At 72.0% G+C, this 24507-nt stretch carries 24 protein-coding genes and 1 tRNA gene; 5 read left to right on the plus strand and 20 right to left on the minus strand.

The genetic code is table 11. The annotated features are described in order from the left end of the window. Positions 1-65 precede the first annotated feature (65 nt). The 12 genes from MRBLMI12_RS00430 to MRBLMI12_RS00485 all read right to left on the minus strand — a co-directional run bounded on the left by MRBLMI12_RS00430 (position 66) and on the right by MRBLMI12_RS00485 (position 10505). Positions 66-1379: a D-arabinono-1,4-lactone oxidase gene (locus MRBLMI12_RS00430; RefSeq protein WP_363352940.1), complete on the minus strand. Its 1314-nt coding sequence runs from the start codon at positions 1377-1379 to the stop codon at positions 66-68. Further along, a complete protein-coding gene (locus tag MRBLMI12_RS00435) occupies positions 1376-2605 on the minus strand; it encodes an alanine racemase (protein ID WP_363352942.1) in 1230 nt (409 codons plus the stop codon). Before MRBLMI12_RS00435 ends, MRBLMI12_RS00430 begins: the two co-directional genes overlap by 4 nt. Positions 2606-2713: 108 nt before the next feature. Beyond that, complete coding sequence (locus MRBLMI12_RS00440) at positions 2714-2893, minus strand: hypothetical protein (protein WP_363352944.1); 180 nt, start codon at positions 2891-2893, stop codon at positions 2714-2716. Between the two features lie 70 nt (positions 2894-2963). Beyond that, a tRNA-Leu gene (locus tag MRBLMI12_RS00445) sits at positions 2964-3036 on the minus strand. A gap of 72 nt (positions 3037-3108) precedes the next feature. Further along, positions 3109-4545 (minus strand): NAD(P)/FAD-dependent oxidoreductase, encoded by a 1437-nt coding sequence (locus MRBLMI12_RS00450; RefSeq protein WP_349428989.1) that lies wholly within the window; start codon positions 4543-4545, stop codon positions 3109-3111. A 34-nt stretch (positions 4546-4579) separates the two neighbouring features. Continuing rightward, a complete protein-coding gene (locus MRBLMI12_RS00455; RefSeq protein ID WP_363352946.1) occupies positions 4580-5857 on the minus strand; it encodes a S8 family serine peptidase in 1278 nt (425 codons plus the stop codon). Further along, on the minus strand, positions 5854-6372 hold the full coding sequence (locus tag MRBLMI12_RS00460) for a DUF501 domain-containing protein (RefSeq protein ID WP_363352948.1): 519 nt from the start codon (positions 6370-6372) through the stop codon (positions 5854-5856). Before MRBLMI12_RS00460 ends, MRBLMI12_RS00455 begins: the two co-directional genes overlap by 4 nt. Before the next feature lie 93 nt (positions 6373-6465). Beyond that, complete coding sequence (locus MRBLMI12_RS00465) at positions 6466-6954, minus strand: FtsB family cell division protein (protein WP_349427950.1); 489 nt, start codon at positions 6952-6954, stop codon at positions 6466-6468. Between the two features lie 99 nt (positions 6955-7053). Continuing rightward, positions 7054-8334 carry a phosphopyruvate hydratase gene (gene eno / locus MRBLMI12_RS00470; RefSeq protein WP_363352950.1) on the minus strand — a complete coding sequence of 427 codons (1281 nt, stop codon included), beginning with the start codon at positions 8332-8334 and terminating at the stop codon, positions 7054-7056. Between the two features lie 87 nt (positions 8335-8421). Then, positions 8422-9108: an O-methyltransferase gene (locus MRBLMI12_RS00475; RefSeq protein WP_363352952.1), complete on the minus strand. Its 687-nt coding sequence runs from the start codon at positions 9106-9108 to the stop codon at positions 8422-8424. A gap of 31 nt (positions 9109-9139) precedes the next feature. Further along, positions 9140-10159 (minus strand): DUF1648 domain-containing protein, encoded by a 1020-nt coding sequence (locus tag MRBLMI12_RS00480; protein ID WP_363352954.1) that lies wholly within the window; start codon positions 10157-10159, stop codon positions 9140-9142. Continuing rightward, complete coding sequence (locus MRBLMI12_RS00485) at positions 10149-10505, minus strand: GntR family transcriptional regulator (protein ID WP_349427954.1); 357 nt, start codon at positions 10503-10505, stop codon at positions 10149-10151. Before MRBLMI12_RS00485 ends, MRBLMI12_RS00480 begins: the two co-directional genes overlap by 11 nt. 99 nt (positions 10506-10604) lie before the next feature. Between MRBLMI12_RS00485 and MRBLMI12_RS00490 the strand changes: the two genes are divergently transcribed. Further along, positions 10605-11120 carry a PaaI family thioesterase gene (locus tag MRBLMI12_RS00490; protein ID WP_363352956.1) on the plus strand — a complete coding sequence of 172 codons (516 nt, stop codon included), beginning with the start codon at positions 10605-10607 and terminating at the stop codon, positions 11118-11120. Here MRBLMI12_RS00490 and MRBLMI12_RS00495 read toward each other — a convergent pair. Then, a complete protein-coding gene (locus MRBLMI12_RS00495) occupies positions 11105-11863 on the minus strand; it encodes a helix-turn-helix domain-containing protein (RefSeq protein ID WP_363352958.1) in 759 nt (252 codons plus the stop codon). The genes MRBLMI12_RS00490 and MRBLMI12_RS00495 overlap by 16 nt on opposite strands. Positions 11864-11956: 93 nt before the next feature. Here MRBLMI12_RS00495 and MRBLMI12_RS00500 point away from each other — a divergent pair, with 93 nt between their 5' ends. Next, a complete protein-coding gene (locus MRBLMI12_RS00500; protein ID WP_363352960.1) occupies positions 11957-12463 on the plus strand; it encodes a VOC family protein in 507 nt (168 codons plus the stop codon). 128 nt (positions 12464-12591) lie between these two features. On the opposite strand, the gene MRBLMI12_RS00505 is transcribed toward MRBLMI12_RS00500, so the two are convergent. Continuing rightward, positions 12592-13410, minus strand: coding sequence for an SGNH/GDSL hydrolase family protein (locus tag MRBLMI12_RS00505; protein WP_363352962.1), 819 nt, complete (start codon positions 13408-13410; stop codon positions 12592-12594). A 159-nt stretch (positions 13411-13569) separates the two neighbouring features. Here MRBLMI12_RS00505 and MRBLMI12_RS00510 point away from each other — a divergent pair, with 159 nt between their 5' ends. After that, a complete protein-coding gene (locus MRBLMI12_RS00510; protein ID WP_363352964.1) occupies positions 13570-14823 on the plus strand; it encodes an APC family permease in 1254 nt (417 codons plus the stop codon). 16 nt (positions 14824-14839) lie between these two features. Here the strand turns inward: MRBLMI12_RS00510 and hisS are convergent, their stop codons facing one another. The 3 genes from hisS to MRBLMI12_RS00525 all read right to left on the minus strand — a co-directional run bounded on the left by hisS (position 14840) and on the right by MRBLMI12_RS00525 (position 18194). Further along, positions 14840-16135 carry a histidine--tRNA ligase gene (gene hisS / locus MRBLMI12_RS00515; RefSeq protein ID WP_363355687.1) on the minus strand — a complete coding sequence of 432 codons (1296 nt, stop codon included), beginning with the start codon at positions 16133-16135 and terminating at the stop codon, positions 14840-14842. 155 nt (positions 16136-16290) lie between these two features. Continuing rightward, on the minus strand, positions 16291-17037 hold the full coding sequence (locus MRBLMI12_RS00520) for a MazG family protein (protein ID WP_363355689.1): 747 nt from the start codon (positions 17035-17037) through the stop codon (positions 16291-16293). After that, positions 17034-18194: a Na+/H+ antiporter NhaA gene (locus tag MRBLMI12_RS00525; protein ID WP_363352966.1), complete on the minus strand. Its 1161-nt coding sequence runs from the start codon at positions 18192-18194 to the stop codon at positions 17034-17036. The genes MRBLMI12_RS00520 and MRBLMI12_RS00525 overlap by 4 nt, the downstream gene beginning before the upstream one ends. Positions 18195-18383: 189 nt before the next feature. On the opposite strand from MRBLMI12_RS00525, the gene MRBLMI12_RS00530 reads away from it, so the two are divergent. Together MRBLMI12_RS00530 and MRBLMI12_RS00535 are read left to right on the plus strand one after the other, a co-directional pair. Then, complete coding sequence (locus MRBLMI12_RS00530; protein WP_363352968.1) at positions 18384-21056, plus strand: phosphoenolpyruvate carboxylase; 2673 nt, start codon at positions 18384-18386, stop codon at positions 21054-21056. A 69-nt stretch (positions 21057-21125) separates the two neighbouring features. Next, a complete protein-coding gene (locus MRBLMI12_RS00535) occupies positions 21126-21296 on the plus strand; it encodes a hypothetical protein (protein WP_363352970.1) in 171 nt (56 codons plus the stop codon). A gap of 79 nt (positions 21297-21375) precedes the next feature. Here the strand turns inward: MRBLMI12_RS00535 and MRBLMI12_RS00540 are convergent, their stop codons facing one another. From MRBLMI12_RS00540 to MRBLMI12_RS00550, 3 genes are all read right to left on the minus strand, one after another. Beyond that, positions 21376-22083 (minus strand): DUF2652 domain-containing protein, encoded by a 708-nt coding sequence (locus tag MRBLMI12_RS00540; RefSeq protein ID WP_363352972.1) that lies wholly within the window; start codon positions 22081-22083, stop codon positions 21376-21378. Between the two features lie 40 nt (positions 22084-22123). Then, positions 22124-23809, minus strand: coding sequence for an MFS transporter (locus tag MRBLMI12_RS00545; RefSeq protein WP_363352974.1), 1686 nt, complete (start codon positions 23807-23809; stop codon positions 22124-22126). 87 nt (positions 23810-23896) lie between these two features. Further along, complete coding sequence (locus tag MRBLMI12_RS00550; RefSeq protein WP_349427965.1) at positions 23897-24496, minus strand: gamma carbonic anhydrase family protein; 600 nt, start codon at positions 24494-24496, stop codon at positions 23897-23899. Positions 24497-24507: the final 11 nt, after the last annotated feature.

Raw genomic sequence — 24507 nt, forward strand, 5'->3', positions numbered from 1 at the left:
GTAGTGACCTCATCCTACCGACGCGGGCCCCCGCGGCATGAGGCCGATCCCGGTACTCTCAGCCGTTACCCACCGAGGACGCGATCCAGGTACGGGTTGCGGAACAGCCGCTCGGGGTCCAGGCGATCACGGAGGGCGACGAAGTCGTCGAAGCGCGCATACCGCTCGCGGAACGTCTCCGCCCCGAGCGTGTGCATCTTCCCCCAGTGCGGTCGCCCCTCGAAGCCGAGCATGATCTCCTCGACCGCCTCGAAGTACTCCGTGGGGTCCTCGCGCCAGTACCGGTGCACCGCGATGTATCCCGAGGCGCGGCCGTGGGCCGTCGACATCCAGCGGTCGTCGGCCGCGGCGAAGCGCACCTCGACGGGGAAGCCGATGCGCCATCCCCGCTCGTCGACGAGCGCGCGGAGCGCCTCGAACGCCGGCCGCACGTTCGGCACCGGCAGGGCGTACTCCATCTCGCGGAACCGCACCGACCTGCTGGTCGCGAACACGCGGGCCGAGGCATCCGTGAACTCCCGGTCGCCCCACACCTTCGCCGACACGCGGTTGATGGTGGGGACGAGTGCGGGGATCGCCCGGCCCGTCGAGCACGCCACCTGGTGCAGGCCGCTCCCGACGAGCGTGTCGTCGATCCACTTGCCGACCGGTGAGAGCGGATGCCGGGGCGCGCCGTCGGGCAGGCGCGTGTTGGTCTTCGTCATCGCGCGGTCGGTGTGCGGGAACCAGTAGAACTCGAAGTGGTCGGCGGCCGCCACGCGGTCCTCGAGCGCCGCCAGCACGTCATCGAGCGGCTCCGGCTGCTCCACCGCGTGCAGGACGTACGCGGGGACGCACTGCAGCGTGACATCGACCAGGATGCCGAGCGCGCCGAGCCCGAGAGCGACGGCGGGGACCAGCTCGGGGTTCTCGTCCTCGTTCACGGCGAGCAGGTCGCCGGACGCCGTGACCAGCGTCGCGCCGACCACCTGTGCCGCGATGCCGCCGAAGCGGGCGCCGGTGCCGTGCGTGCCCGTGGAGATCGCTCCCGCGATCGACTGCCTGTCGATGTCGCCGAGGTTCTCCATCGCCAGGCCGAAGGGAGCCAGGAGCGCCGGGATCCGGTGCAGACGCGTGCCGGCGAGCAGGGTCACCCGGCCGCGATCCGCATCGACCGACACGAGGCCGCTGAGATCGCGCAGCTCGAGGAGCGCTCCCGGTGCCACGGCGATGCCGGTGAAGCTGTGGCCGGCCCCCACCGCCTTGACGGGGATGTGCTGGGCCGCCGCGGCGACCACCGCTCGTTGCACCGCCGCCACCGTCGGCGGGAACTCCAGGCGCTGCGGTCGCACCGACTCCGTCCGCGCCCAGTTGCGCCAGACGCCGCCGGGGCGGGTCACAGGAACGCCTTCCCCTCGCCGCGGTACGTCGGCAGCTCGCCGACGCGCTCGTCGCCGTCGACGAGGTGGTACGCGGCGACGCGCTCGGCGAGCTCTCCGCTCTTCGAGTGGCGGAACCAGACGCGGTCGCCGATCCGCAGGTCGCGTGCCGCGTCCCCGCGCAGCGGTGTCTGCACCTCGCCGGCGCCCTCACGGGGCGCCATGCGCAGCTGCGCCGGCCAGACGGCACGCGGCTGGCGCGATTCGAGAGCAGGCCCCGAAGCGATCCACCCGCCGCCGAGCACGGTGGCCACGTCGGAGGCCGGCTTGCGCACGACCTCCAACCCGAAGGCCGCCGCCGGCGCCGGGTCGAAGGCGCGGTAGCCGTCGAAGAGGTGGCCGGCGAGCAGTCCGCTTCCGGCGGTCACCTCGGTCACGGACTGATCGGATGCCGTCAGCTCGAGCGACCCGGTCCCTCCGCCGTTGACGAACTCGAGGGGCGCGATGTCGCGCAGGGCCGCGACGATGGCGGCGCGGCGGTCGAGCAGCTCAGCGGCCGAGCGGCGCTGCATCCACCGGATGACGGCATCACCCGACCCCGTCGCATCGCCCTGACCGGCGATCTGGGCCTCGTACATCATCAGGCCGACGAGCCGGAAGCCGGGGCGTGCGGCGATCGAACGCGCCAGCGCGGCCACCTCCGCCGCCTCGTGCACGGGCGAGCGCAGCACGCCGATGTGACCGAGCGCGGGCGCACGCCACGAGGCGTCCGCGTCGATGGCGATCCGGATCTCAGGCCGCGCGCTCGGCGCGGCGATGGCGTCCACCAGGTCGAGCTGGGCGAGGTCGTCGACCATCAGGGTGATGCGTGCGGCGGCGGTCTCGTCGGCTGCGAGGGCGGCGATCGCCGCGCGGTCGACCGTCGGGTAGCCGAGGACGATGTCGTCCATGGTCTCAGCGAGCCACAGCGCCTCGGGAAGGGTGAAGGCGAGGACGCCCGCGTAGCCCGGCAGCGCCAGCACCGCGTCGAGGACCTCGCGGACCCGCACCGACTTGCTCGCCACGCGGATGGGGACGCCTCCGGCCCGCACGACCAGATCGAGGGCGTTGTAGCGCAGGGCCGCGGCGTTGATGGCGGCGACGGGGCCGCTGATCTCGGCGAGGGCATGGGTCATCGCGCCCCAGTAGGACGCGGGATGGGCCCAGGGCTTCTTCGCCGTGGGTGTGGACAGCAGATCGAGACTCATACGGCTCGCTTCGGGTGCGTGCGCATCGCACCAGCCTATGGTGCCGCGGATGCGCTCGATGACCGGATCGCGTCAGCATTCGCAGGTGTGCGACAGCCGACGAGGGGGTCAGTCCTGCGCCCTCTCGGCGCGCTCCTGCTCGACCTCGTCCTCGGCCCCGTACACCGCGATCGGCGGGGCCCCGAGAAGCAGCGCAGTGAGCTTCCACCACCAGCCGCTCTTCGGCACCTTCTGCTCGCTCGCGCTCTGCTCGTGCGCGCTCCGACCGCCCGTGCTGTTCTCGACCATGTCGGGGACCCTTCGCCGCTTTTGCCCAGGCTAACGCGTCTTCTCGGGCAGCGCGAGGGCGCGGAGCCGGTGCCCCCGGTGGGATTCGAACCCACACTCGAGCGATTTTAAGTCGCCTGCCTCTGCCGTTGGGCTACGGGGGCCCACCACGTTCCGCCGGGAACGCGAATGCCGCAGGCTCATCTTCTCAGACGGGCCTGCGGCATCCTGCGAACCTACTTCGCGGCGACCTTCTCGGCGTCGGCGGCCTTCGCGGCGGGCTTGCGCGCAGGGGCCTTCTTGGCCGGCGCAGCCACGGCGGCGGTCTCGACCGGCGCCTCGACCGGCTGCGGCGGACGCGGACGCGCTGCGAACTCTTCGAACACGTAACGAGGGTTCTGCACCGTCGACAGGTTCACCATGTCGCGGCCGAGCCAGAAGTTGTTCCACCAGCCCCACAGCACGCGCCACTTGCGCTCCCACGACGGCATCGCCAGGCCGTGGTAGCCGCGGTGCGCGAGCCACGCGATGGGTCCCTTGAGCGCGAGCTTGCCCGACTGGAACACCCCGACCCAGAGGCCGAGGCCCGCGACGGCGCCGAGGTTCTTGTGGTAGTACTCGCGCGGCAGCTCGCCGCGCAGCACGCCCACGAGGTTCTTCGCGAGGAGCTTCGCCTGGCGCACTGCGTGCTGGGCGTTGGGCACGCAGTAGCCGCCCACGCCGCCACCGGTGAGGTCGGGCACGGCCGACACGTCGCCGGCCGCCCAGGCACCCTCGACGATCTCGTCCTCGCTGCCCACCCGCAGGTCGGCGCGGGTGCGGATGCGACCGCGCTCTTCGACGGGGAGGTCGCCGCCGCGCACCACCGTGGGGTTCGCCATGACGCCGGCGGTCCAGATGATGAGGTCGCTGGGGATGGTCTCGCCCGTGGAGAGCTCGATGTTGCCGCCCACGGCACCGGTGACCTGCGTGTCGAGGTGGACCGATGCGCCGCGCTGGGCGAGGTTCTTGAGCACCCACTCGCTCGTCTTCAGCGACACCTCGGGCATGATGCGGCTCATGGCCTCGATGAGGTGGAAGTGCGTGTCGTCGAACGTGATCTGCGGGTAGCTCTTGACCAGCGACGAGGCGAGCGAACGCAGCTCGGCGAACACCTCGATGCCGGCGAACCCGCCGCCGACCACCACGACGGTGAGGAGGCGATCGCGATCGGGACCGGGAGGAAGCGTCGACGCCTTGTCGAAGTTCGACATCAGCCTGTCGCGGATGGCGACGGCCTCTTCGATCGTCTTCAGCCCGATGGCGTTGTCGGCGATTCCCGGGATCGGGAAGGTGCGCGAGACCGCGCCGGCGGTGACGACGATCTGGTCGTACTCGAACTCGTACGGCTCGCCGGCGATCGGGGTGATGGTGGCGACCTTGCCGGCGTGGTTGATGCCGGTCACCTTGGCGGCCACGACGTTGGTGCGCTTGAGGTGGCGGCGCAGGGCCACGACGGAGTGGCGCGCCTCGATCGAGCCGGCCGCGACCTCGGGGAGGAACGGCTGGTAGGTCATGTAGGGCAGCGGATCGACGATCGTCACTTCCGCCTCGCCCTTGCGCAGATGCTTCTCGAGCTTCCAGGCCGTGTAGAAGCCTGCGTATCCGCCACCGACGATGAGGATCTTGGGCACGGTGTTGGTCACGGTTTGGAGTACTCCTCCTGTGTCAGCGGCTCGGCGCGCGGGACGCCAATCGGATGCGTCGGACAGCAGCGGTGACGCCGAGCGCCACCAGTATAGCCGTCGCTGTGACCAACAGGAGCGGCAGGCTGCCGTACACCACGGTGTCCCGGTCCGGCAGCAGCGGCGAGGAGACGCGCGTCGCGGCATCCGCGTCGGGGAGCGCCGGAACCTCGACGCTCGGCGCCGGCTCCTCCGGCATGGGCGCGACGGGGGCCCGGCGATACAGCCGCACCCAGTCCTCGAGGCTGCCCATCGGGTTGGCGGTCACCGTGGGGAGGCCGGCCGTCACGGCGGCGGCGGCATCCACCAGTCCATAGCCGTACAGCACATCGGGCACGGCGGTCGCACCCGCGGCGGGACGGGCGGTCTTGACGATGCGGTTGATGACGTTCGCGGCATCGAGGTCGGGGTGCGCGGCGCGGACCAGCGCCGCGATGCCGGCGACGATCGGGGCGGCGCCGCTCGTGCCGTCCCACGAGACCAGCGTCGAGTCGGCCGACACGCCGACGAGCTCCTCGCTGGGAGCCGAGACGCCGATGGTGATGCCCTGTGTGGACGCGTCGACACTGGCCTTCCCGGAGCGGTCCACACCACCCACGGTGAGCACGCCGGGGATGGTCGCCGGCGCACCCACACGGGTCGTGCCGCTCCCCCGGTTGCCGGCGGCGACCACGACGACGACGTCGTGGTCGAAGGCGTAGAGGAAGGCGTCGTCCCAGCTCTCGGGCCAGTCCGGGACGTTCGTGGTGAGCGACATGTTGATGACGTCGGCGCCGTTGTCGACCGACCAGCGGATCGCGTCGGCGATCTGGTCGGCGAAAGGCCGCTGCGCGGACGAGCCGAAGGCGACCGATACCGACAGCAGCTGCGCCTCGGGCGCGACGCCGATCATGCCGGTGGCGGGGCCGGTGCCCCGGCCGGCCGCGAGCGACGCGACCCAGCTGCCGTGATCGGCGTCGACTGCGCCCAGGGGCGTGCGCCCGTCGGACGACCCGACCCCCGAGACATCCGTGCCGCCGGCGACGGCACCGTCGAACTCGACCGGGCCGCGGCCGATGCCGGTGTCGATGATGGCGATCTTCACGCCGGCGCCGCGTGTGGTCTCCCACGCCTTCTCGACGCCGTAGTCGTCCAGCCAGTACTCTGCGGCACGGATCGGGTCTTCCTCGGCGGGAGCCGCCTGGGCGGCCACGGGCCCCACCGCGACCAGCGTCGCGGCGACGGCCGCCGACGCGACGGCGGCGAGGGCGCGGCGGATCATCCGCCCGATCCCGGCTGCGCGCACACGCAGCGCTCGGGCGACCACGACGACAGCGCGAGCGCGCGGTCGCCGATCGGATTGATCCCGGGCCCCGCGGCGAGGGCGTGGCCCGCGAGCGCGTGGAGGCACTTGACGCGCGTCGGCATGCCCCCGGCCGAGATGCCGGCGATCTCCTCCACCTCGCCGAACGCGGAGCGGTCCCGCAGGTACGCCTCGTGCGCGAGCCGGTACGCCGCGGCGACCTCCTCGTCGGCGGCCAGCGCGTCGGAGAGCTCTCGCATGACGTGGTCGGCCTCGAGGACCGACATCGCGGCGGTCGCGGCCGGGTGCGTCAGGTAGTAGAACGTGGGGAACGGCGAGCCGTCGGGAAGCCGCGGCGACGTGGCCACCACGGTGGGGTTGCCGCACACGCAGCGCGCCGCGATCCCCACGACTCCGCGAGCCGGGCGACCGAGCTGTTCGCGAAGCACGGTCAGGTCGGCATCGCTGACAGGGGGGTATGGCGGGGTCGTCACAGAGCAGCTCCTTGGTCGGGCCCAGGGTACCGACGCCACCTGGGACGGTGCTGGACCGCGACGCCGCTGAGCGGTCGCGGCGGTCCCGGGCGGTCAGGGCGTCGGCGTGGGCGAGGGTTCGGGGTCGGGCACGCCGATGGTCACCGGCGCCACGGTCTGGGCGAGCCCTGCCTCGGTCACCGAGCGGACGAGCTTCGACATCCAGTCCGCGTCGGCAGCCTCGAGCTCGTCGCTCACCGGCTCCTGCTCCTGGGGCGCGAGTTCGGGCGGCAGGTCGTCGTCGACGAGGTAGACGACCTCGCCGGGCTTGACGTAGTACAGCCGCTCGCGCGCCTGGGTGGTGATGTAGGCGGGGTCCTGCCAGCGCTCGCGCTGGGACTCGAGGTCGGCCACCTCGTCACGGCTGAGCTGCACGGCCGCCTCGAGCGCGGCCACCTGCTGACGCTGATCGACATAGGTGCCGATGGTGGGAACGAGCACGAAGGCGGCGAGCACGACCAGGCCCATCATGATCACCATGAAGCCCGAGAGGCGGATGCCGCCGAGCCAGCCACGTACATCGACGGGGCGTCGCGCGCTCACGGGCCGCCGACGAGGTGCTGTCGCACCCGGGGGACGAGAAGGGGGAGCCGTCGTCTTGGCCACGGCTCCCCCTCACGTCGACTTCAGGCTGTCAGCGCATCAGCCCTTGAACCGGGGGAACGCTCCGCGGCCCGCGAACACCGCGGCCTCACCGAGCTCCTCTTCGATGCGCAGAAGCTGATTGTATTTCGCCACGCGCTCGCTGCGGGCGGGCGCGCCGGTCTTGATCTGACCCGCGTTGACGGCGACCGCGAGGTCGGCGATCGTGGTGTCCTCGGTCTCGCCCGAGCGGTGCGAGAGCATCGAACGGTAGCCGTTCTGGGTGGCCAGAGCGATGGCGTCCAGCGTCTCGGACAGCGTGCCGATCTGGTTGACCTTCACCAGCAGCGCGTTGGCGACGCCGAGGTCGATGCCACGCTGGAGGCGCTCGGGGTTGGTGACGAAGAGGTCGTCGCCGACGAGCTGCACCTTCGTGCCGATCTTGTCGGTGAGAGCCTTCCACGCGTCCCAGTCGTCCTCCGCGAGGGCGTCCTCGATCGTGACGACGGGGTAGTTCGCGACGAGGTCGGCGTAGTAGTCGGTCAGCTGCTCGGCCGACCATGCCTTGCCCTCGACGGTGTACACGCCGTCCTTGAAGAACTCGGTCGCCGCGACGTCGAGGCCGACGCCGATGTCGGTGCCGGGGGTGAAGCCTGCCTTCTCGATCGCCTGGATCAGGAAGTCGAGGCCCTCGCGGTTGCTGGGAAGGTCGGGGGCGAACCCGCCCTCGTCGCCGAGTCCGGTCGCGAAGCCCGCGGCCTTCAGCTCGCCCTTGAGGACGTGGTACACCTCGGTGCCCCAGCGCAGCGACTCGGCGTACGTGTCGGCGCCGATCGGCGCGAGGAAGTACTCCTGGAAGTCGATGCCGTTGTCGGCGTGCTCGCCGCCGTTGATGACGTTGAACAGCGGCACGGGCAGGACGTGCGCGTTCGGTCCGCCGAGGTAGCGGAACAGCGGAAGGTCGGCCGAGTCGGCGGCGGCCTTGGCGACCGCGAGCGAGATGCCCAGGATCGCGTTGGCGCCGGTGCGCGACTTGTTCTCGGTGCCGTCCGTGGCGATGAGGATCTCGTCGACGACGCGCTGCTCGCTCGCCTCGACGCCTTCGATCGCGGGGCCGAGCTCGTCGATGACGGCGGCGACGGCCTTCAGAACGCCCTTGCCGCTGTAGCGGCTCTTGTCGCCGTCACGCAGCTCGTACGCCTCGAAGGCTCCGGTCGACGCGCCGGACGGCACGGCCGCGCGCTGGACGATGCCGTCGTCCAGCAGCACCTCCACCTCGACGGTCGGGTTTCCACGCGAGTCGAGGATCTCGCGGGCGCCTACAGCCTCGATCTGTGCCACAGGGGTTCTCCTTGCTTAGGGTGATTCGCTGGAGCGTCGTCGGTCCGCCCCTCAGCCTACTGACCCGCTGCCGGCTTGTGACGACGGTCAGACGACCAGCGCGATCGCGATGCCGTCGTAGCCCTTCGCGTCGAGCGTCTGGATGGCCGTGGCATCGAAGCGGGGGTCGCGGCCGAGCATCTCGAGACCGCGCTGCACCCCGATGATCTGCGGATTCTCGGTCGCGGGGTTGGCGACCTCGCCGCCGCGCACGGTGTTGTCGACCATCACGACGGTGCCAGGCCGGCCGAGCCGCGCCGCCCAGTCGAGGTAGATCGTGTTCGATTCCTTGTCGGCGTCGATGAAGACCAGGTCGAACGGCTCGTCGCCTTCGAGGGTGGGCAGGACGTCGGCGCCGCGACCGAGCCTGATCTCGACCTTCTCGCCTACTCCGGCGCGATCGAGGTTCGCGCGCGCCAGCTCCGCGTTGCGGGGCTCCGCTTCGATCGTCACGACGAGTCCGTCGCCGGGGATGCCGCGGGCCAGCCAGATCGTCGAGTAAGCGGCGAGCGTGCCCACCTCGAGCACCCGGCGCGCTCCCGAGATCCGCGCCATGAGGTGCAGCAGCTTGCCGTTGACCGGCGCGACCTCGATCGCCGGGAGTCCCGCGTTCTGCTGGTCCGCGACCGCGCGCTCGAGGTCGGGATCGTGGCCGACGAGCAGCTCCGTCAGGTACGCGTCGACGCGGGACCACTTCTCGGGGGTGGGCCAGGTGTCAGGTGTGGGTGCCGCCATGCCCTCAGCCAATCCGGCCGCGGACCGGGCGTCAAGGCCTCGCAGCCGCCCGGTTCACCAGCGCCTCGAGAAGCGCGGCGCCCGTCGCCGCGTCGTCCACGGTGACGACGAACCGCTTGCCGCTGCGGCGGAGCACCTCGATCGCCGCCCCGGCGCGCAGCACCACGCCGAAGCGCCTCCCGGTCGACAGGCGCAGACCCCAGCCGCCGAACTCGCCCATCGGATCCACGTCGACGCGCGCGGCCGATTCGATGTCGGCCAGCGGCACGTGGAATCGCGGGATGCCGAGCACCGACTCGACGTGCAGACCGCTGTCGTCGACGCGGACGTGGAAGGCGAGCGTGGTGGCCGCGAGCGCCAGGAGCAGCACCGCGGTTCCCACGAGGAGCCACACCAGCAGCGGATCCGCGCCGGTCACCCCCGCCACCGCGGCCGATACGGCGATGACGAGCACCCCCGCGAAGATGGCGATCGCGGCGCCGCGGGCGATGCTGGTCGTCCGCATCCACAGCGCCTGCTCGTGCGACGAGAGGGCGAGCGGCCTCGCCGGCGGGGTCGCGACATCCGCCCACTCCTCACGAGGCTGGAGGAACCACGCCGCCACGCCGACGACGGCCGCCGCGGCGAGCGACGCGACGAGGGCTGGCCACACCGCGGGCGCGTCGGCGGAGCTGTCGAGCCCCGCCTGCATCGCGAGCGTCCATGTCAGCGCCACGCTCACCATCGCCGACACCGCGGCGGCCGTGGCGCCCATCAGGCGGTAGGTGGGTCCGTGATCGCCCCGACGGAGACCCGGGAGGGACGTGAGGGCGATGAGCACCGGCACGCCGAGGCCGAAGACGACGGTCGCGATCGGCTGCGTCCACGCGGGTGCGAACCGGTCCGCCTCGCCGGAGGCGTCCCAGTGGACGGCGATCGTGGCGGGTACCTGCGGCAGCAGCAGCAGCTGCACGGCGACGGCGAGCGCGACGAGCGCGACGGGGAGCCACACGGCGACCAGCATGAATCGGCGCAGGGCGGGGCGGGACGGGGCTGTGCCATCAACGGTCACGGGCGATCTCCTTCACAAGGGCGGCGAGGGCGTCGGATGAGAGTCCCGCCGCGCGCGCCCGCGCGACGAGGTCGTGGATGTCGTGGCGGAGGTCCTCGAGCGTGCTGGCCTGGGAGGTCACGACGGCGCCGCGACCGCGGCGGAGCTCGATGAGGCCTTCGTCGCGCAGGTCCTGATAGGCGTGCAGCACGGTGTGCACGTTGACCCCGAGGGCGGCGGCGATGTCGCGTGCCGCCGGAAGCCGGTCGCCGGGCCGCACGCGCCCGGCTGCGGCATCCGCCCGCACCGAGGCGGCGATCTGCGCGAACAGCGGAGCGTCACTCTCAGGATCGATGCGGAGGAGCATGCGTCAATTCTAGTATCACTAGAACAACCCAAGAACACATTTGTGGAGACCCGCCAATCGACTTCTCCGCGCCCACCCGCCTCGGTCATCCTGAAGAACATGCGTGTGACCCCCCGACGCCTCGCTCTCGGCATGAGCCTGTGGATCCCCAACCTGTTCAGCGGCATCCGCGTGCGGAGTTTCGCCGACGACTGGACGAGCGCCACCGTCGAACTGCACGTCAACGTCTTCACCCGCAACTACGTAAAGACGGCGTTCGGCGGGTCGATGTCGGCGATGACCGACCCGTACTACTTCATGCTCGTGATGCATCAGCTCGGGGGCGACTACGTCGTCTGGGACACCCGCGGCGAGATCGAGTTCGTGAAGCCCGGTCGCGGCGTGCTCACGGCCCGGTTCGAGGTGCCGCGCGAGAAGGCCGAAGAGCTCCGCGAGCGCGCCCATGGCGGCGCCAAGGTACTGGAGTGGTTCGAGACCGACATCACGGATGCCGCGGGCGAGGTCGTCGCCCGCGTGCGGCGCGAGGTCTACGTCCGCGAGAAGAAGCGGGTCACCGCGACGAAGATCGCGCCGCACCACGTGCAGCGCGAGGATGCGCCTCAGCGCGCGCGGTAGTCCGAAGCGGTGAACCCGAGCACCGCGCGGAAGTCGTTCGCGAGGTGCGCCTGGTCGGCGTAGCCGAGCTCGGCCGCGATGTCGGCCAGAGCGGCATCCGGATCGTCGCGCACGCGCTGCGCCGCCTCCTGCAGCCGCCGGCGTCGGATCATCGCGGCCGGCGACACTCCGACCGTGCGGTGGGCGAGTCGCTGCAGCGTGCGCACCGAGACCTTGAGACGCTCCGCGGCATCGTCGACGCGGTGGACCTCCGCATCCGACGTCAGGAGCTCCGCCATCGCGTTCGCGAGGCGACCCTCGGGCGTCAGCGGACCGACGCGCTCGCTCAGCCACCGCGACACGACCGCGGCCGCGGCCCCGAGATCGGGCATCGCCGCAGACACGGTCCGCTCGAGCTCCGGCTCGTCCAGCACGGTGTGCCCGTCGACCAGTTCGCTCGGCGCATCGTGCAGCCGCATGAAGGCGGCGGGCTTCAGCACGGCGCCCGCGGCCCAGCCGCTCCCCCGGAGCACTCGCTCGGACGTCCGCGTCGTGGCGCCCCACAGCGTGACGCCGCCCGGCTCCACGGCGAGATTCGCCGCCGGATAGCCGAGGATCGGCTGGCGCGATTCGACGCCGTCGGGCAGGTCCCATTCCGGGAACCAGAACCATTCCACCAGATCGGATGCCGCCGCCGGCGGCGCGAGCCGCGTGAAGCGCGGCAGGCGCTCGGGGTACAGCACGCCGCGCGTCGGATCCGTCACAGGCTCACGCTAATGCGGCGCGCCGACACGGTGCCGCCGAGGGTGTCGCGAATCTCCAAGCCCGCGGCATCCGCCCCGCGTGAGCATGGGGACATGACCACGGAGAACACCACCGGCGTGACCGGTGCCCACACCACCGACGGCCGCCCGCACGCGGCGACGACCCTCACCCCCTTCCTCGCGATCCGCGGGGCGAAGCAGGCGCTCGAGTTCTATCGCGACGTCTTCGGCGCGCGCGTGACCGACGTCACCGAGTTCGACGGCGCGGTCGTGCACGCCGGGCTCGACTTCGGGCTCGGCATCCTGCAGCTGGGCGAGCCGTCCCCCGCCTACGGGCTGGTCGCACCGCCTGACGGCGACGAAGACTGCTACTCGATCGGCATCTACGTGCCCGACGTCGATGCCGTCACGGCCCGCGCGGTGGCCGCCGGCGCGACGGTGCGCGAGGAGCCCTCGACGTTCGTGTCGGGGGACCGCTATGCGAGCGTGCGCGATCCGTTCGGCGTGCGCTGGTCGATCATGACGCGCGTCGAGGACCTCTCCGAAGAGGAGAGCGCGGCCCGCGTCGCCGAATGGGCCGCGTCCGTCAGCACCGGCTGAGGCCGCGGGGCCCGGACCGCGCGTGATCCCGCTGCTCCGGCAAGGCCTCGACAGGTCAACCGGGCTTCCACAGGAGATCTGTTCGCGAAAACGTCCTGCGGAGGCGCGGTTGACCTGTCGATGGGGGGTCAGTCCTGGCCCGCGCCGACCGACGCGAGCTCCGCCAGGAGAGCCGGCAGCAGCGCCTCGGCGGTGCGCCGGTACCCCAGTGCGCTCGGATGGAATCTGTCGAGGCTGAACATCTCGTCGGGCTGGGTGACGAAGAACGGACCCACCGCGCGCCTCAGCGACACCGGTCGCGCACCGCACCGGCATGCCGCACCGGCCTGGGCGTCGGCGAGCTGGCGGGACAGGCGCGAGCCGAGCGCGCGCAGCGGCTGCGGCACCGGTCGCAGCGCCCCCAGGTCGGGGCAGGTCCCGACCACCACCACGGCGCCCCGAGCGCGCAGCCTCAGGATCGCGTCTTCCAGGTGCCCGATCGAGGTGGGCACGGGGACGCGGTGGGTGATGTCGTTGCCGCCGACGACGATGACCGCCGCATCGGGCGCGTAGCCGGCGGGGAGCCCCTCGACCTGCTCGGCGAGCACCGACGACTCGGCGCCGACGATCGCGGCCGTCCGCAGCCGCACCGGACGGCCGAGCTTGCGCGCGAGCCCTTTCGCGAGCCGGGCACCCAGCGTGTCCTTGCGGCGCTCGGCGCCCAGTCCTGCGGCGATCGAGTCGCCGAGCACGACGAGTTCGACCGGCTCGCCGTCGAAGCGCCGCGCCCAGATGCGGTCGGCGTCGAGCGCCTCCTCCCCCAGCGGCTTGCCGATGCGACGGCGGGCGACTGCCGCCTGTCGCGACAGCATCGCGCGGCCTCCGAGCAGCACGAGCCCTGCCCCGAGGGCGGCGCCGGCGAACGCGGCGGCGACGGCGCCCGGGTCGGCGTCGTGCGTGCGTGACATGGCGTCATGCCACAGCACCCGAATGAACGGATGCCGTCATCCCGGTGACGCACCGGGGGCGACGCGGGTCAGGACGCGCCGACTTCGGCCATCCTGGCCGGTCGGAGCGGGCCGTGCACGCCCGGATCCGCGTTCGCGCGAGAGCGCTAGAGTTCGCGCGTGACGTCCTCCTCCCTGCAGCGCCGGCTCGGCCTCGGCGACGCCGTCTTCATCGGCCTGGGCTCGATGATCGGCGCCGGCGTGTTCGCCGTGTGGGCGCCGGCGGCGGATGCGGCCGGCACGGGCCTGCTGATCGGTCTGGCGATCGCCGCGATCGTGGCATTCGGCAATGCCACCTCGTCGGCGCAGCTGGCGGCCGCGCACCCGACCTCGGGCGGGACGTACGCCTATGGTCGCGCCGAGCTCGGCCCATGGTGGGGGTTCGTCGCGGGATGGGGTTTCGTCGTCGGCAAGATCGCCAGCTGCGCAGCCATGGCGCTGACGTTCGCCGCCTACGTCGCCCCGGCCGGATGGGAGCGTCCCGTCGCGATCGTGGCCGTGGTCGCCCTGACGGCGGTCAATTGGTTCGGCGTGACCCGCACGGCCGGCGCCGCCCGCGTGATCGTGGTCATCTCGCTCGGTGCCCTGGCGGCCGCCGTGACGGCCGCCTTCTCGGCGGACGCCGCCTCGAGCTGGTTCTCGGCCGAGACGGTATGGGAGGGCGGCGGCTACGGCATCCTGCAGTCCGCCGGCCTGCTGTTCTTCGCCTTCGCCGGCTACGCGCGCATCGCCACCATGGGCGAGGAGGTGCGCGATCCCCGGCGGGTGATCCCGCGCGCGATCGTGATCGCGTTCCTGGTCGCACTCGCGGTGTACGCGGTCGTGGCCGTCGCGGTGCTGAGCGCGCTGGGCCCGGCCGGAGTCGCCGCGTCGACGGAGCCGGTGGCCGACGCCGCCGCGCGATCGGGATGGGGCTGGATCGGCGTGGTCGTTCGCGTCGGCGCCGCGGCCGCCTCGCTCGGCGCGCTGCTCGCACTCATCGCGGGGGTGAGTCGCACAGCGTTCGCGATGTCGCGCGAGGGCGATCTGCCCCGCCTCCTCGACCGGGTTCATCCGCGGTGGGGCGTTCCGCACCGCGCAGAGGTGGCCGCGGCGTTGGTGGCGGTGGCATTGGTCGCCCTGGTCGACCTGCGGGGAGCGATCGGCTTCTCGTCGTTCGGCGTGCTCCTGTATTACTTCGTCGCCAACGTCGCCGCCTTCCGCCAGGCGCCCGACGCGCGGCGCTACCCGATGGCTCTGCAGATCATCGGCGCGATCGGATGCCTCGTCCTGGCGGCGACGCTGCCCTGGCAGTCCGTGGTGGGGGGCGTGATCGTGGTCGCCGCGGGCGTGCTGTACCGGGCGATCCGCCTCCGCGTCGCGCGGCGCGACTGATCGCGCGCCACGTGGCTCAGGCGAGCGGTTTGACCTCGAGATCGTCGGCCGTCGTGCCCGCCGTCACGGTCGCGAAGGCCGTGTAGCCGTCGGATGCTGCGCGCTCGAGCAGCGCCTTGAGGTTCTTCGTCCGCTGCTCCAGCCGCACCCGCGAACCCTGTCGCACGAGCCCGGCCTTGAGCGCGAGGAGGCCGGCTTCCGGCACGTCGCGGTCGTGGACCAGCACGACGGCCGGTGCCGCGGCATCCGTCCGCTCCGCGACGAGGTCGACGATCCGCTCGAACCCGATGGAGAAGCCGACCGCGGGCACCTCCTGCCCGAGGAACCGGCCGATCATGCCGTCGTAGCGGCCGCCGCCGCCGAGCGAGTAGTCGACCGAGGGGTGGGCCAGCTCGAAGATGGTGCCGGTGTAGTACCCCATGCCGCGCACCAGGAAGGGATCGAACACGAGCGGGATGTCGCCGGCGAGCTCGTCGCCCGCCGTGGCGGCACGCGCCGCGGCCGCCGCCTCGCCGATGCCGACGAGGTGCGCCACGATCTCGTCGGGGGCGTCCGCCGGCAGCGCCTTGCGGATCTGGCGCTCGCCGTACGGGTGGTACTCGAGGGTCATCGGGCGGCGCAGGAAGGCCTCGAACGCGTCGATCGCCGCCGACTCCGGTCCCTGAGCCTGTCGAAGGGCCCGCTCGCGCAGCTCGGCCACGATCCCCTCGGGCCCGATCTTGTCGAGCTTGTCGATCGTGATCAGCACGCCGGGGCGCTCCTGGGCGCCGAAGCCGAAGCTGTCGAGCATCCAGTCGAGCACGCGGCGGTCGTTGATCCGCACGCTGCCGCCTTCGAGCCCGAGGGCGTCGAGAGTGTCGAGCGTCGCGACGACGAGCTCGGCCTCGGCGCGCGCCGAGCCGTCTCCGATGATGTCGATGTCGCACTGCACGAACTGGCGGTAGCGGCCCTTCTGCGGCCGCTCGGCCCTCCAGACGGGTGCGATCTGGATGGAGCGGAACACCGACGGCAGCTGGCCGCGGTTGGTGGCGTAGAACCGGGCGAGCGGCACGGTCAGGTCGTAGCGCAGGCCGAGGTCGGTCAGACTCGCGGGGTCGTCGGCCGCGGCGCGGATGGCATCGGCGTCGAGGCCGCGCTTGAGCACGTTGTAGGCGAGCTTCTCGTTATCGCCGCCGATGCCCGCGTGCAGCCGCGCGTACTCCTCGACCACCGGCGTCTCGATCTCGTCGAACCCGTGCGCGCGGTAGCGCTCCCGGATGACGGCGAGCACGCGCTCGCGACGGGCCTTTTCAGCGGGGAGGAAGTCGCGCATGCCGCGCGGCGGATTGACGGATGCCACGGAGCCATCTTTTCAGATGCGCTACGAGCCCATTCGCAGGTCGTTGAGCGAGCGAAGCGAGGCGAAACGCCTCCCCCGCACGACGAACGCCACCTCAGCGCGTTTCGTCCCGCTCGTTCCTCGCTCGCTCAACGACCGATCGCCTCGGCGGCGCGGATGTCGCGCTCGAGGCCCCGCAGCCGTTCGCGGAGCGCGCGCTCGGCGTCCCAGCCGTTCGCGCGTGCCGTCGCGACCAGCGCCAGCAGCGCCTCGCCGAGTTCCGACTCCGAGCGAGGGTCGCCGTCCACCGATGCGCCCCCCGGGCGAGACGACAACGGCGGGACGAGACCCTGGGAGATCTCCACGGTCTCGTCCACCGCGTGGGGTCTCGCGGGATCGGGGCGGGGCGCGCCCGCCTGAGCGGCCTTCGACAGGAGCTTCTGGGCGAGGGCGAGGCTCGGCATCCGCTCGCTCACGCCGTCGAGCACGCTCGTCCGCGCGCTCTTCTCGGCGGCCTTCGCGGCATTCCAGTGCACCAGGACCTCTTCGGGGGTGTTCGCGACGGCGTCGCCGAACACGTGCGGGTGCCGCCGCACCATCTTGTCGGTCAGCCCGCGGGCGACATCGTCGATGTCGAACGGGGCGTCCGCATCGCGCGAGGCGATCTCGGCGTGGAACAGCACCTGCCAGAGCAGATCGCCGAGCTCTTCGCGCAGCTCATCGCGCGAACCCTCCTCGACGGCGTCGATGAGCTCGGCGCTCTCCTCCACGAGGTACGGCACGAGCGCGCGATGGTCGATCTGCTGCGTCCAGACGCAGCGGTCGCGGACGGCGCGCATGACGTCCGCCGCCTCGCGGAGCGGGTCCGCCGCATCGTGCGGGCGAGCGTCGGTCATGTCGTCGCGGATGCGGTCGTCGCCCGCTGCCGGTAGTGCCATGCCCGCCAGGATACGAGGCCGGCGGCCAGCAGGAGCGAGATCACGGAACCGGCGAGCACGCCGAGCGTCGCCTGATCGCGCAGTGCCGCGGCATCCGTGAAAGCGAGCTCCGACAGCAGCAGCGACACGGTGAAGCCGATGCCGCCGAGCGCTCCGGCGGCGACGAGGTCCGCGAACGCGAGCGGCGGCGCACTCCCCCGGTGCGCGACCCGCAGCGACAGCCAGCCGAAGGCCGCGATGCCGACGACCTTGCCGACGGGCAGTGCCACCAGCACACCCCAGAACGCCGGCGACAGCTGCGAGAGGGGTACCGCGGGGATGACCACGAGCGCTGCGGAGAAGGCGAAGACCGGCAGCACGACGACGTTCACCCACGGCTCGAGCGCGTGCCGCACCCGGAGCGCGGGCTGCTGCGCCATCGCGAGCCCCAGGACGACACCGGCGATCGTCGCGTGCACGCCCGACAGGTACACGAGAACCCAGGTCGTGATGGCGAGCAGCACCAGCAGGACGGCGATCGGCACGCGCCCGCGGGTGTCGAGCTGCCTACTCAGGATGCCGAACGCGACGACCGCGACCGCGGCTCCGGCGAGCGCGGCGATGTTCACGCCGTCGGTGAAGAGCACCGCGATGAAGATGATGCCGACGATGTCGTCGAGGATCGCGAGCGCGAGCAGGAACACGCGCAGCGCGGGCGGCAGCCCCTTGCCGAACACCGCCAGGACGCCGAGGGCGAAAGCGATGTCGGTGGCGGTCGGGATCGGCCAGCCCGCCGTCGCATCCGACCCCCACGCCATCGCGGCGTAGATCGCGATCGGCACCAGGACGCCGCCCGCTGCGGCGATCGCAGGCTGCATCGCCTTGCGGCCGGAGTTGAGCTGCCCGCTGGTGAGCTCGTACTGCAGCTCGACGGCGACGACGAAGAAGAAGATCGCCAGCAGGCCGTCCTTGATCCAGTGCGACAGCGTGAGCTCGAAGACACCCGGGATGCCGAGCTCGGCGTGCATCGCCGCGTCGACGGCGGGCCACAGCGTCGAGTTGGCGACGAAGAGCCCGAGACCGGCCGCGACCAGCAGGATGACGGCGGGAAAGCGGGCGGAGCGAAGAAGCGACATCGGGCCTCCGTGACAGCATCGCGGGGTGAGAAGGGGTCGCGCGTCGACCCGGTCCCGAGCCATCGACGAGCCCGGCTCTCCAGGGGCAGTGTAACGATCCGATGGTTCTTCGCCGGGAGGTCGGCAGGACCGTCGTCACACAAGGTCGGCCGTGACGGCGCGGTGACGGTGCGCCGTTAGCCTGGAGAGATGCGTGAACTCACCCAGACCGAAGCGATCGACCTCGTCGGGCGGTACGAGGCGGAGCAGGCGATCCCCGAGCAGATGCGCAGCGACGTGCGCATGCTGGGAACCCTTCTCGGTCAGGTGCTGCGCGAGAGCGGATCCCCGGGACTGTACGAGGATGTCGAGCGCCTGCGCACCGCGACCATCCAGGCCTACACCGATGAGACGCCCGAGGCATTCGCCCGCGCCGCCGCGATCGCGGACTCCTTCACGATCGCCCGCGCCGACGAGGTCGCCCGGGCGTTCACCGCGTACTTCCACCTCGTGAACCTCGCCGAGGAGCACCAGCGCGTGCGCATCCTGCGCGAGCGCGACGGACGTCCCGAGCGCGAGCAGGCGACCGACTCGGTCGCCGCGGCCTTCGTGCGCCTGGCCGCCGAGGTCGGCGACGACACGGCGCTGCGGCGTCTGCAGAACATGCGATTCCACCCCGTCTTCACCGCGCACCCCACCGAGGCGCGCCGCCGCGCGGTGTCGACCAGCATCCGCCGTCTCGCCACGCTCCTCGAGCAGCACGACGCGTCGCTGCGCGGCGGGGCCGACGAGCGACGGGCACAGCGCCGCATGCTCGAGGAGATCGACACGCTGTGGCGCACGGCGCCGCTGCGCCCCGAGAAGCCCGCTCCCACCGACGAGGTGCGCGCCGTGATGGCCGTCTTCGACGACACGCTCTACACGGCCGTCCCCCACGTCTACCGCCGCGTCGACGACGCGCTGCAGGGACCGGCCGCGGGCGGCCGCGCACCGGTGGTGCGCCCCTTCGTGCGTGTCGGCTCGTGGGTCGGCGGCGACCGCGACGGCAACCCGTTCGTCACGGCATCCGTCACCCGGAAGGCCTCTGCGATCGCGAGCGAGCACGTGCTGCTGGGCCTCGCACGCACCGCGAGCCGCATCGGCCGCACGCTGACGCTGGACGCGACGACAACGCCGCCGAGCGACGCGCTGCTGGCGCTCTGGCAGCGCCTCAAGGCCGCCGATGAGGACGCCGCGAAAGACATCGCCAAGCGTTCCCCCGACGAGCCGCATCGCCGCATCGTGCTGCTGATCGCCCGCAAGATCGAGGCGACGCGCGCCCGCAACGCCGACCTCGCGTACGCCGACCCCGAGCACCTGCTGGCCGATCTCCGCGTCGTGCAGGACTCCCTCGTGCAGGCCGGCGCGCCGCGCCAGGCGTACGGGCACCTGCAGCAGCTGCTGTGGCAGGTCGAGACGTACGGGTTCCACCTCACCGAGCTCGAGGTGCGGCAGCACTCGGCCGTGCACGCCAAGGTGCTCGCCGAGCTCGAGTCCGGGGCGGCGCGCAGCGAGCTGGCCGAGGAGGTGCTCGACGTCATCCGCACGGTCGGGTTCCTGCAGGAGCGCTACGGCCCGCGCGCGGCCGGACGCTACATCGTGTCGTTCACGCAGTCGGCCGAGGACCTCGCCGCCGTCCACAAGCTCGCCGCGTACGCGGTCGGCCCCGACGGCACGCCCCCTGTCCTCGACGTCATCCCGCTCTTCGAGACCTTCGCCGACCTGCAGGCCGCGCCCCGCATCCTCGCCGAGATCGTCGAGCACCCGGAGTTCGCAGCGCGGCTGGAGGCCACCGGCCGGCGCCTGGAGGTCATGCTCGGCTACTCCGACTCGTCGAAGGACGTCGGCCCCGTCGCCGCGAACCTCGCCCTCTACGAGGCGCAGGCGAAGATCGCTGCCTGGGCGGACGAGAACCGGATCGAGCTGACACTGTTCCACGGTCGCGGCGGGGCGCTGGGCCGCGGCGGCGGTCCGGCCAACTCCGCGATCATGGCGCAGCCCCCGCACTCGGTCGACGGCCGGTTCAAGCTCACCGAGCAGGGCGAGGTGATCTTCGCGCGCTACGGCGACCCGGCGATCGCGATGCGGCACATCGACCAGGTCGCGGCCGCGATCCTGCTCGCCTCGTCGCCGTCGAACGAGGAGCGCAACCGCGCGGCGGCAGACAAGTACGCGGGCGTCGCAGCGACGCTGGACGCGGCATCCCGCGAGCGCTTCTTCGCACTGGTGAAGGCTCCCGGCTTCGCGCCGTGGTTCGCCCGCGTCACACCGATGGAGGAGATCGGCCTGCTGGCGCTGGGCTCGCGCCCGGCCCGCCGGGGACTGTCGGTCGAGTCCCTCGAGGACCTGCGGGCCATCCCCTGGGTGTTCGCGTGGACGCAGGCGCGCATCAACCTCGCCGGATGGTTCGGGCTCGGCACCGCACTCGACGCCGTCGGCGACGAGCCGCTGCTGCAGCAGGCGTACCAGGACTGGCCGCTGTTCCGCACGCTCATCGACAACGTCGCCATGAGCCTCGCGAAGACCGACGATCGCATCGCACTGCACTACCTCGAGCTCGGCGACCGTGACGATCTGGCCGCGCTGGTGCGCGAAGAGATGCGGGTCACGCGGGACTGGGTCGTCCGCATTACCGGCGGCACGGAGCTGCTCGGCAACAAGCCGGTTCTGCAGCGGGCGGTCAAGATGCGAAGCCCCTACGTCGATGCGCTCTCGCTCCTCCAGCTGCGCGCCCTGCGCGCGCTCCGCGCGGCTCCCGAGGGAGCCCCGGTCGACCCCGAGCTCCAGCGACTCCTGCTGCTGTCGGTGTCGGGCGTCGCCGCCGGCCTGCAGAACACAGGCTGACCCGCGCCGAGTGCGGCGACACGCGCGTCGCACCCCGGATCCCCGACGGCCGGGCGTACCGTAGCGCCCATGGCACGGATCGTCGCCGCCGAAGTCTGCCCCCGGTGCGGGTCGCTCGATGTGCGGGCGACCGAGCCGAAGTGGTTCCGGATCGAGTGGGATCGTCGAGACGCCTTCGACGACGGCTGGGTCGACCGCCTCGAGTTCGGCTGCCGCGACTGCGGCCTGCTCTGGGACTGACGAAGGCGGATGCCGCGGGGCCGTCGGCCGCGCGGCCGGGACGACCGATGCCTGGTGAGCTTGCATCGGCGCCCGCTCGCTATCGCGTGCGACGCGGTTTCCTCGTGCCCAGCATGTAGGGAAGCCCGCGGCCCACGGCCGAGAAGGTGCTGCCGAGGCGGGACCGCAGGGTCGGAGCCGGCGGCACCGCGTCGACGTGGTCCAGATCGGCGACGTCGACGAAGTAGGCGCGGACGATGCCGATGCCCTCGAGGTCCGGCGCGAGCTCGTTCGCAGACTCGGGAAGCGATGCCGCGTCGGAGCGGCAGAGTTCGTCCGTCAGCAGGACGTACTCGGGGATGCCGACGGAGTTCTTCAGCAGGCGGTGCACCAGGATCACATCGATGCCGACGAGCTTGGAGCGGCCGCCCACCCGCTGGGTCGCCACCTCGCCGACGTGCGCCACGAACTTCAGGGTCAGGTTGCGCGCCTGGCGGCACCCCCCGCACGGGCAGAGGTTCTGCACCACGTACTCGCGCTCGAGATGGAAGGCGCGGTGCATGACGACAGCCAGCTGCAGGATGTCCGCGAGGATCGTGTCGGGATCCCGCGTCACGGCCCGCCGAGAGAGGAAGGCCGCGTCGCCCTCGATCTCGACGAGTTCGAACCCGCTCGCCGCACGGACGATGCTCTCCAGCATCCGCGCGGTGTTGACCTCGGCGTGCGCGAGAGTCATGCGGTGCGAGCCCATGTACTCGGTGTAGCCGCCGATATCAGCGATCAGCAGGGCCGTTCGCTCTGTCCCCATGTGCCCAGTTCCCTTCGTCGGTCGTTCATCCCCGCGGCTCTCACGATGCCTGAGGCCCCTCGAGCAGGTCGTCCGGCGCGTAGCGATCCAGCTGCTCCTCCACCGTCGTGGCGGCCGCCTGCGCGCTGGGCGCGTAGCCGAGCACGACGGCGGTGAACCGGTCCGCGGTGAGCGCCTTCAACTCGAGCGGCGTGCGTGCGACCACCGTCGCCGTCCGCGGCGTCCGGCGGAGCAGTGCGATCTCGCCGAAGCCCTCACCCTCGCCCAGGGTCGCGATCACGCGACCGTCGCCCAGCACGTCGGCCCGGCCGCTCTCGATCACGTAGTAGTGGTCGCCGACGTCGCCCTGAGTGAACACGGCGCTGCCCTGTGTCACCTCGACCGGTTCCAGCCCGCGCGCGAGCTGTTCGATCGCGGGCAGCGGGAGCGGCTGGAACATAGGCACCCGCTGGAGGAGGCCGACCTCGGCGTCCAGCGCACCGACGGACCGATCGAGGCCGCGCAGCCGCCACCACGATGCCAGTGCGAGCACCGGGCACAGCATGCCGATCGCGATGAGCGCGCCCTCGACGCCGAGCCACGCGACCATCACCGACGCGATGATCGCGCCGACGCCGATGGAGACGGCGACCAGGCTCTCGAGCACACCGAAGACGCGCGCCATCAGGGCGTCCGGCGTCAGTCTGCCGATCAGCGTGAACCCGGCGAGGTCGATCAATGCGTTGCCGACCCCGACGAAGGCGAGCAGGAGGAGCGCCGCAGTCTGGGCAGGGAAGACGCCGACGAGGGCGAGCGGCAGACCCCACAGCGCAACGCCGACGGCGAACCACGCGCCCAGTCGGCGGGTCCCGACGAGCAGTGAGGCGGCGAGCGAGCCGAGGACCGCTCCCACTCCGACCGATGCCATCAGCGATCCGGCGCCCGGCTCGCCCATGCCGAGCAGCTCGATGGCGACCACGACCGAGAAGACCGTGAGCGCACCCCGCGTGATCGATTGGGCAGCCGCCAGGCCGAGGATGAGCTGCAGATCGCGGCTCCGCCACACCGCGGCGAGCCCCTCGGCCGCCTCCCTCAGCAGGTCGCGCCGCGGTGCCGCCGGCCTCGGCGGCGCGTCGTAGCGCACGCGGAAGAGCAGCAGCGCCGCCCAGAACGACGCGAGCGCCGCGACGGCGAACACGACGGAGACATCGGTGAAGGCCAGCACGATCGCGGCCACGAGCGGCCCGACGAGCGTCGCGACGGAGTCCAGCAGCCCTCGCACGACGTTGGCGCTGGCCAGCTCGTGCCCGGTGCGGCACAGCGTGGGCAGGAGCGCGGAATGCGCCGGCCGGAACATGGTCGCCGCGATGGTCGAGACGACCGCGAGCGCGTAGACGACCGCGATCGGGCCTGATACGGCCACGACGACCGCCGCCACCGCGGTGGCGGCGCCCCGCACCACCGATACGACGACGAGCACGCGCTCACGCCGCCCGCGGTCGGCGAACGGCGACAGGATCGGCGCCAGCAGCGCGGAGGGCAGCATACGCAGCAGGCCCACCGCGCCCAGGGCGAGCGCCCCGCCGGCGTTGTACGCGACGATGCCGAGCGCCACCGTGAACGCCCACTCCGCAGTCCACGCCCCGAGGAAACTCAGCTGCGCGCGCCGCAGATTGGGGTTGCGCCAGTTGCTCGAGAAGGCCCCCACGGCCTGATCGAGCCTCGAACGGGTCCCCGGACGGCCCATGTCGCGACCCTACGGCCTGAGCCGTGGGAAGGCCAGAGCCACGTCGATCTCGCAACCGCCCGCGTACGCGGCCGATGCGCGGGGATGTCAGTCCAGGCGGCGGTCGTCCACGTGACGGGCGAGGCTGCGACCGTAGCGCTCGGTGAGCTGCACCATGAGGTCGGGGGTGTCGCGGTCCAGTCCGAAGACGTAGCCGGGGAAGTCGAGCTCGCGCTGCGCGGCCCAGATCTCCTCGTGGCGGTCGGGCGGAAGGATCTGCACCGGGTCGCCCACTGCCACCCACCCGATCGGCACAGTGGTCTCCGGCGGGAGCGTCGTGCGCAGGTGCACGACCGCGTTGATGCGCACTTCGCTGCGGGCTCCGAGCCGTGCCCCGTTGAACACGCGCGTGCCCGTCGCGAGGAACACCTCCTCCTCGACGACGGCGCCCGAGACGCTGGCCATCGGCCCGACGAGCACGTGGTCTGAGATGTGCACCGGGTTCGTGGCCGTCGCCCGGATGAGGGCGTTCTCCATCACGATGACGTTCTCGCCCAGCGTGATCGCGCCGCCTTCGGCGGTGATCACCGCGCCGTGCAGGATCTGGCAGTCGGCGCCGATCTCGACGTCGCCGCTGATCACCGCGGTCGCCGCGACGACAGCGTCGGGGTGGATGCGGGGCTGGGCCCCGAGGTGCTCGAAACGCATCATGCCTCCTC

The sequence above is a fragment of the Microbacterium sp. LMI12-1-1.1 genome (genome assembly GCF_040676455.1).
Lineage (GTDB): Bacteria > Actinomycetota > Actinomycetes > Actinomycetales > Microbacteriaceae > Microbacterium.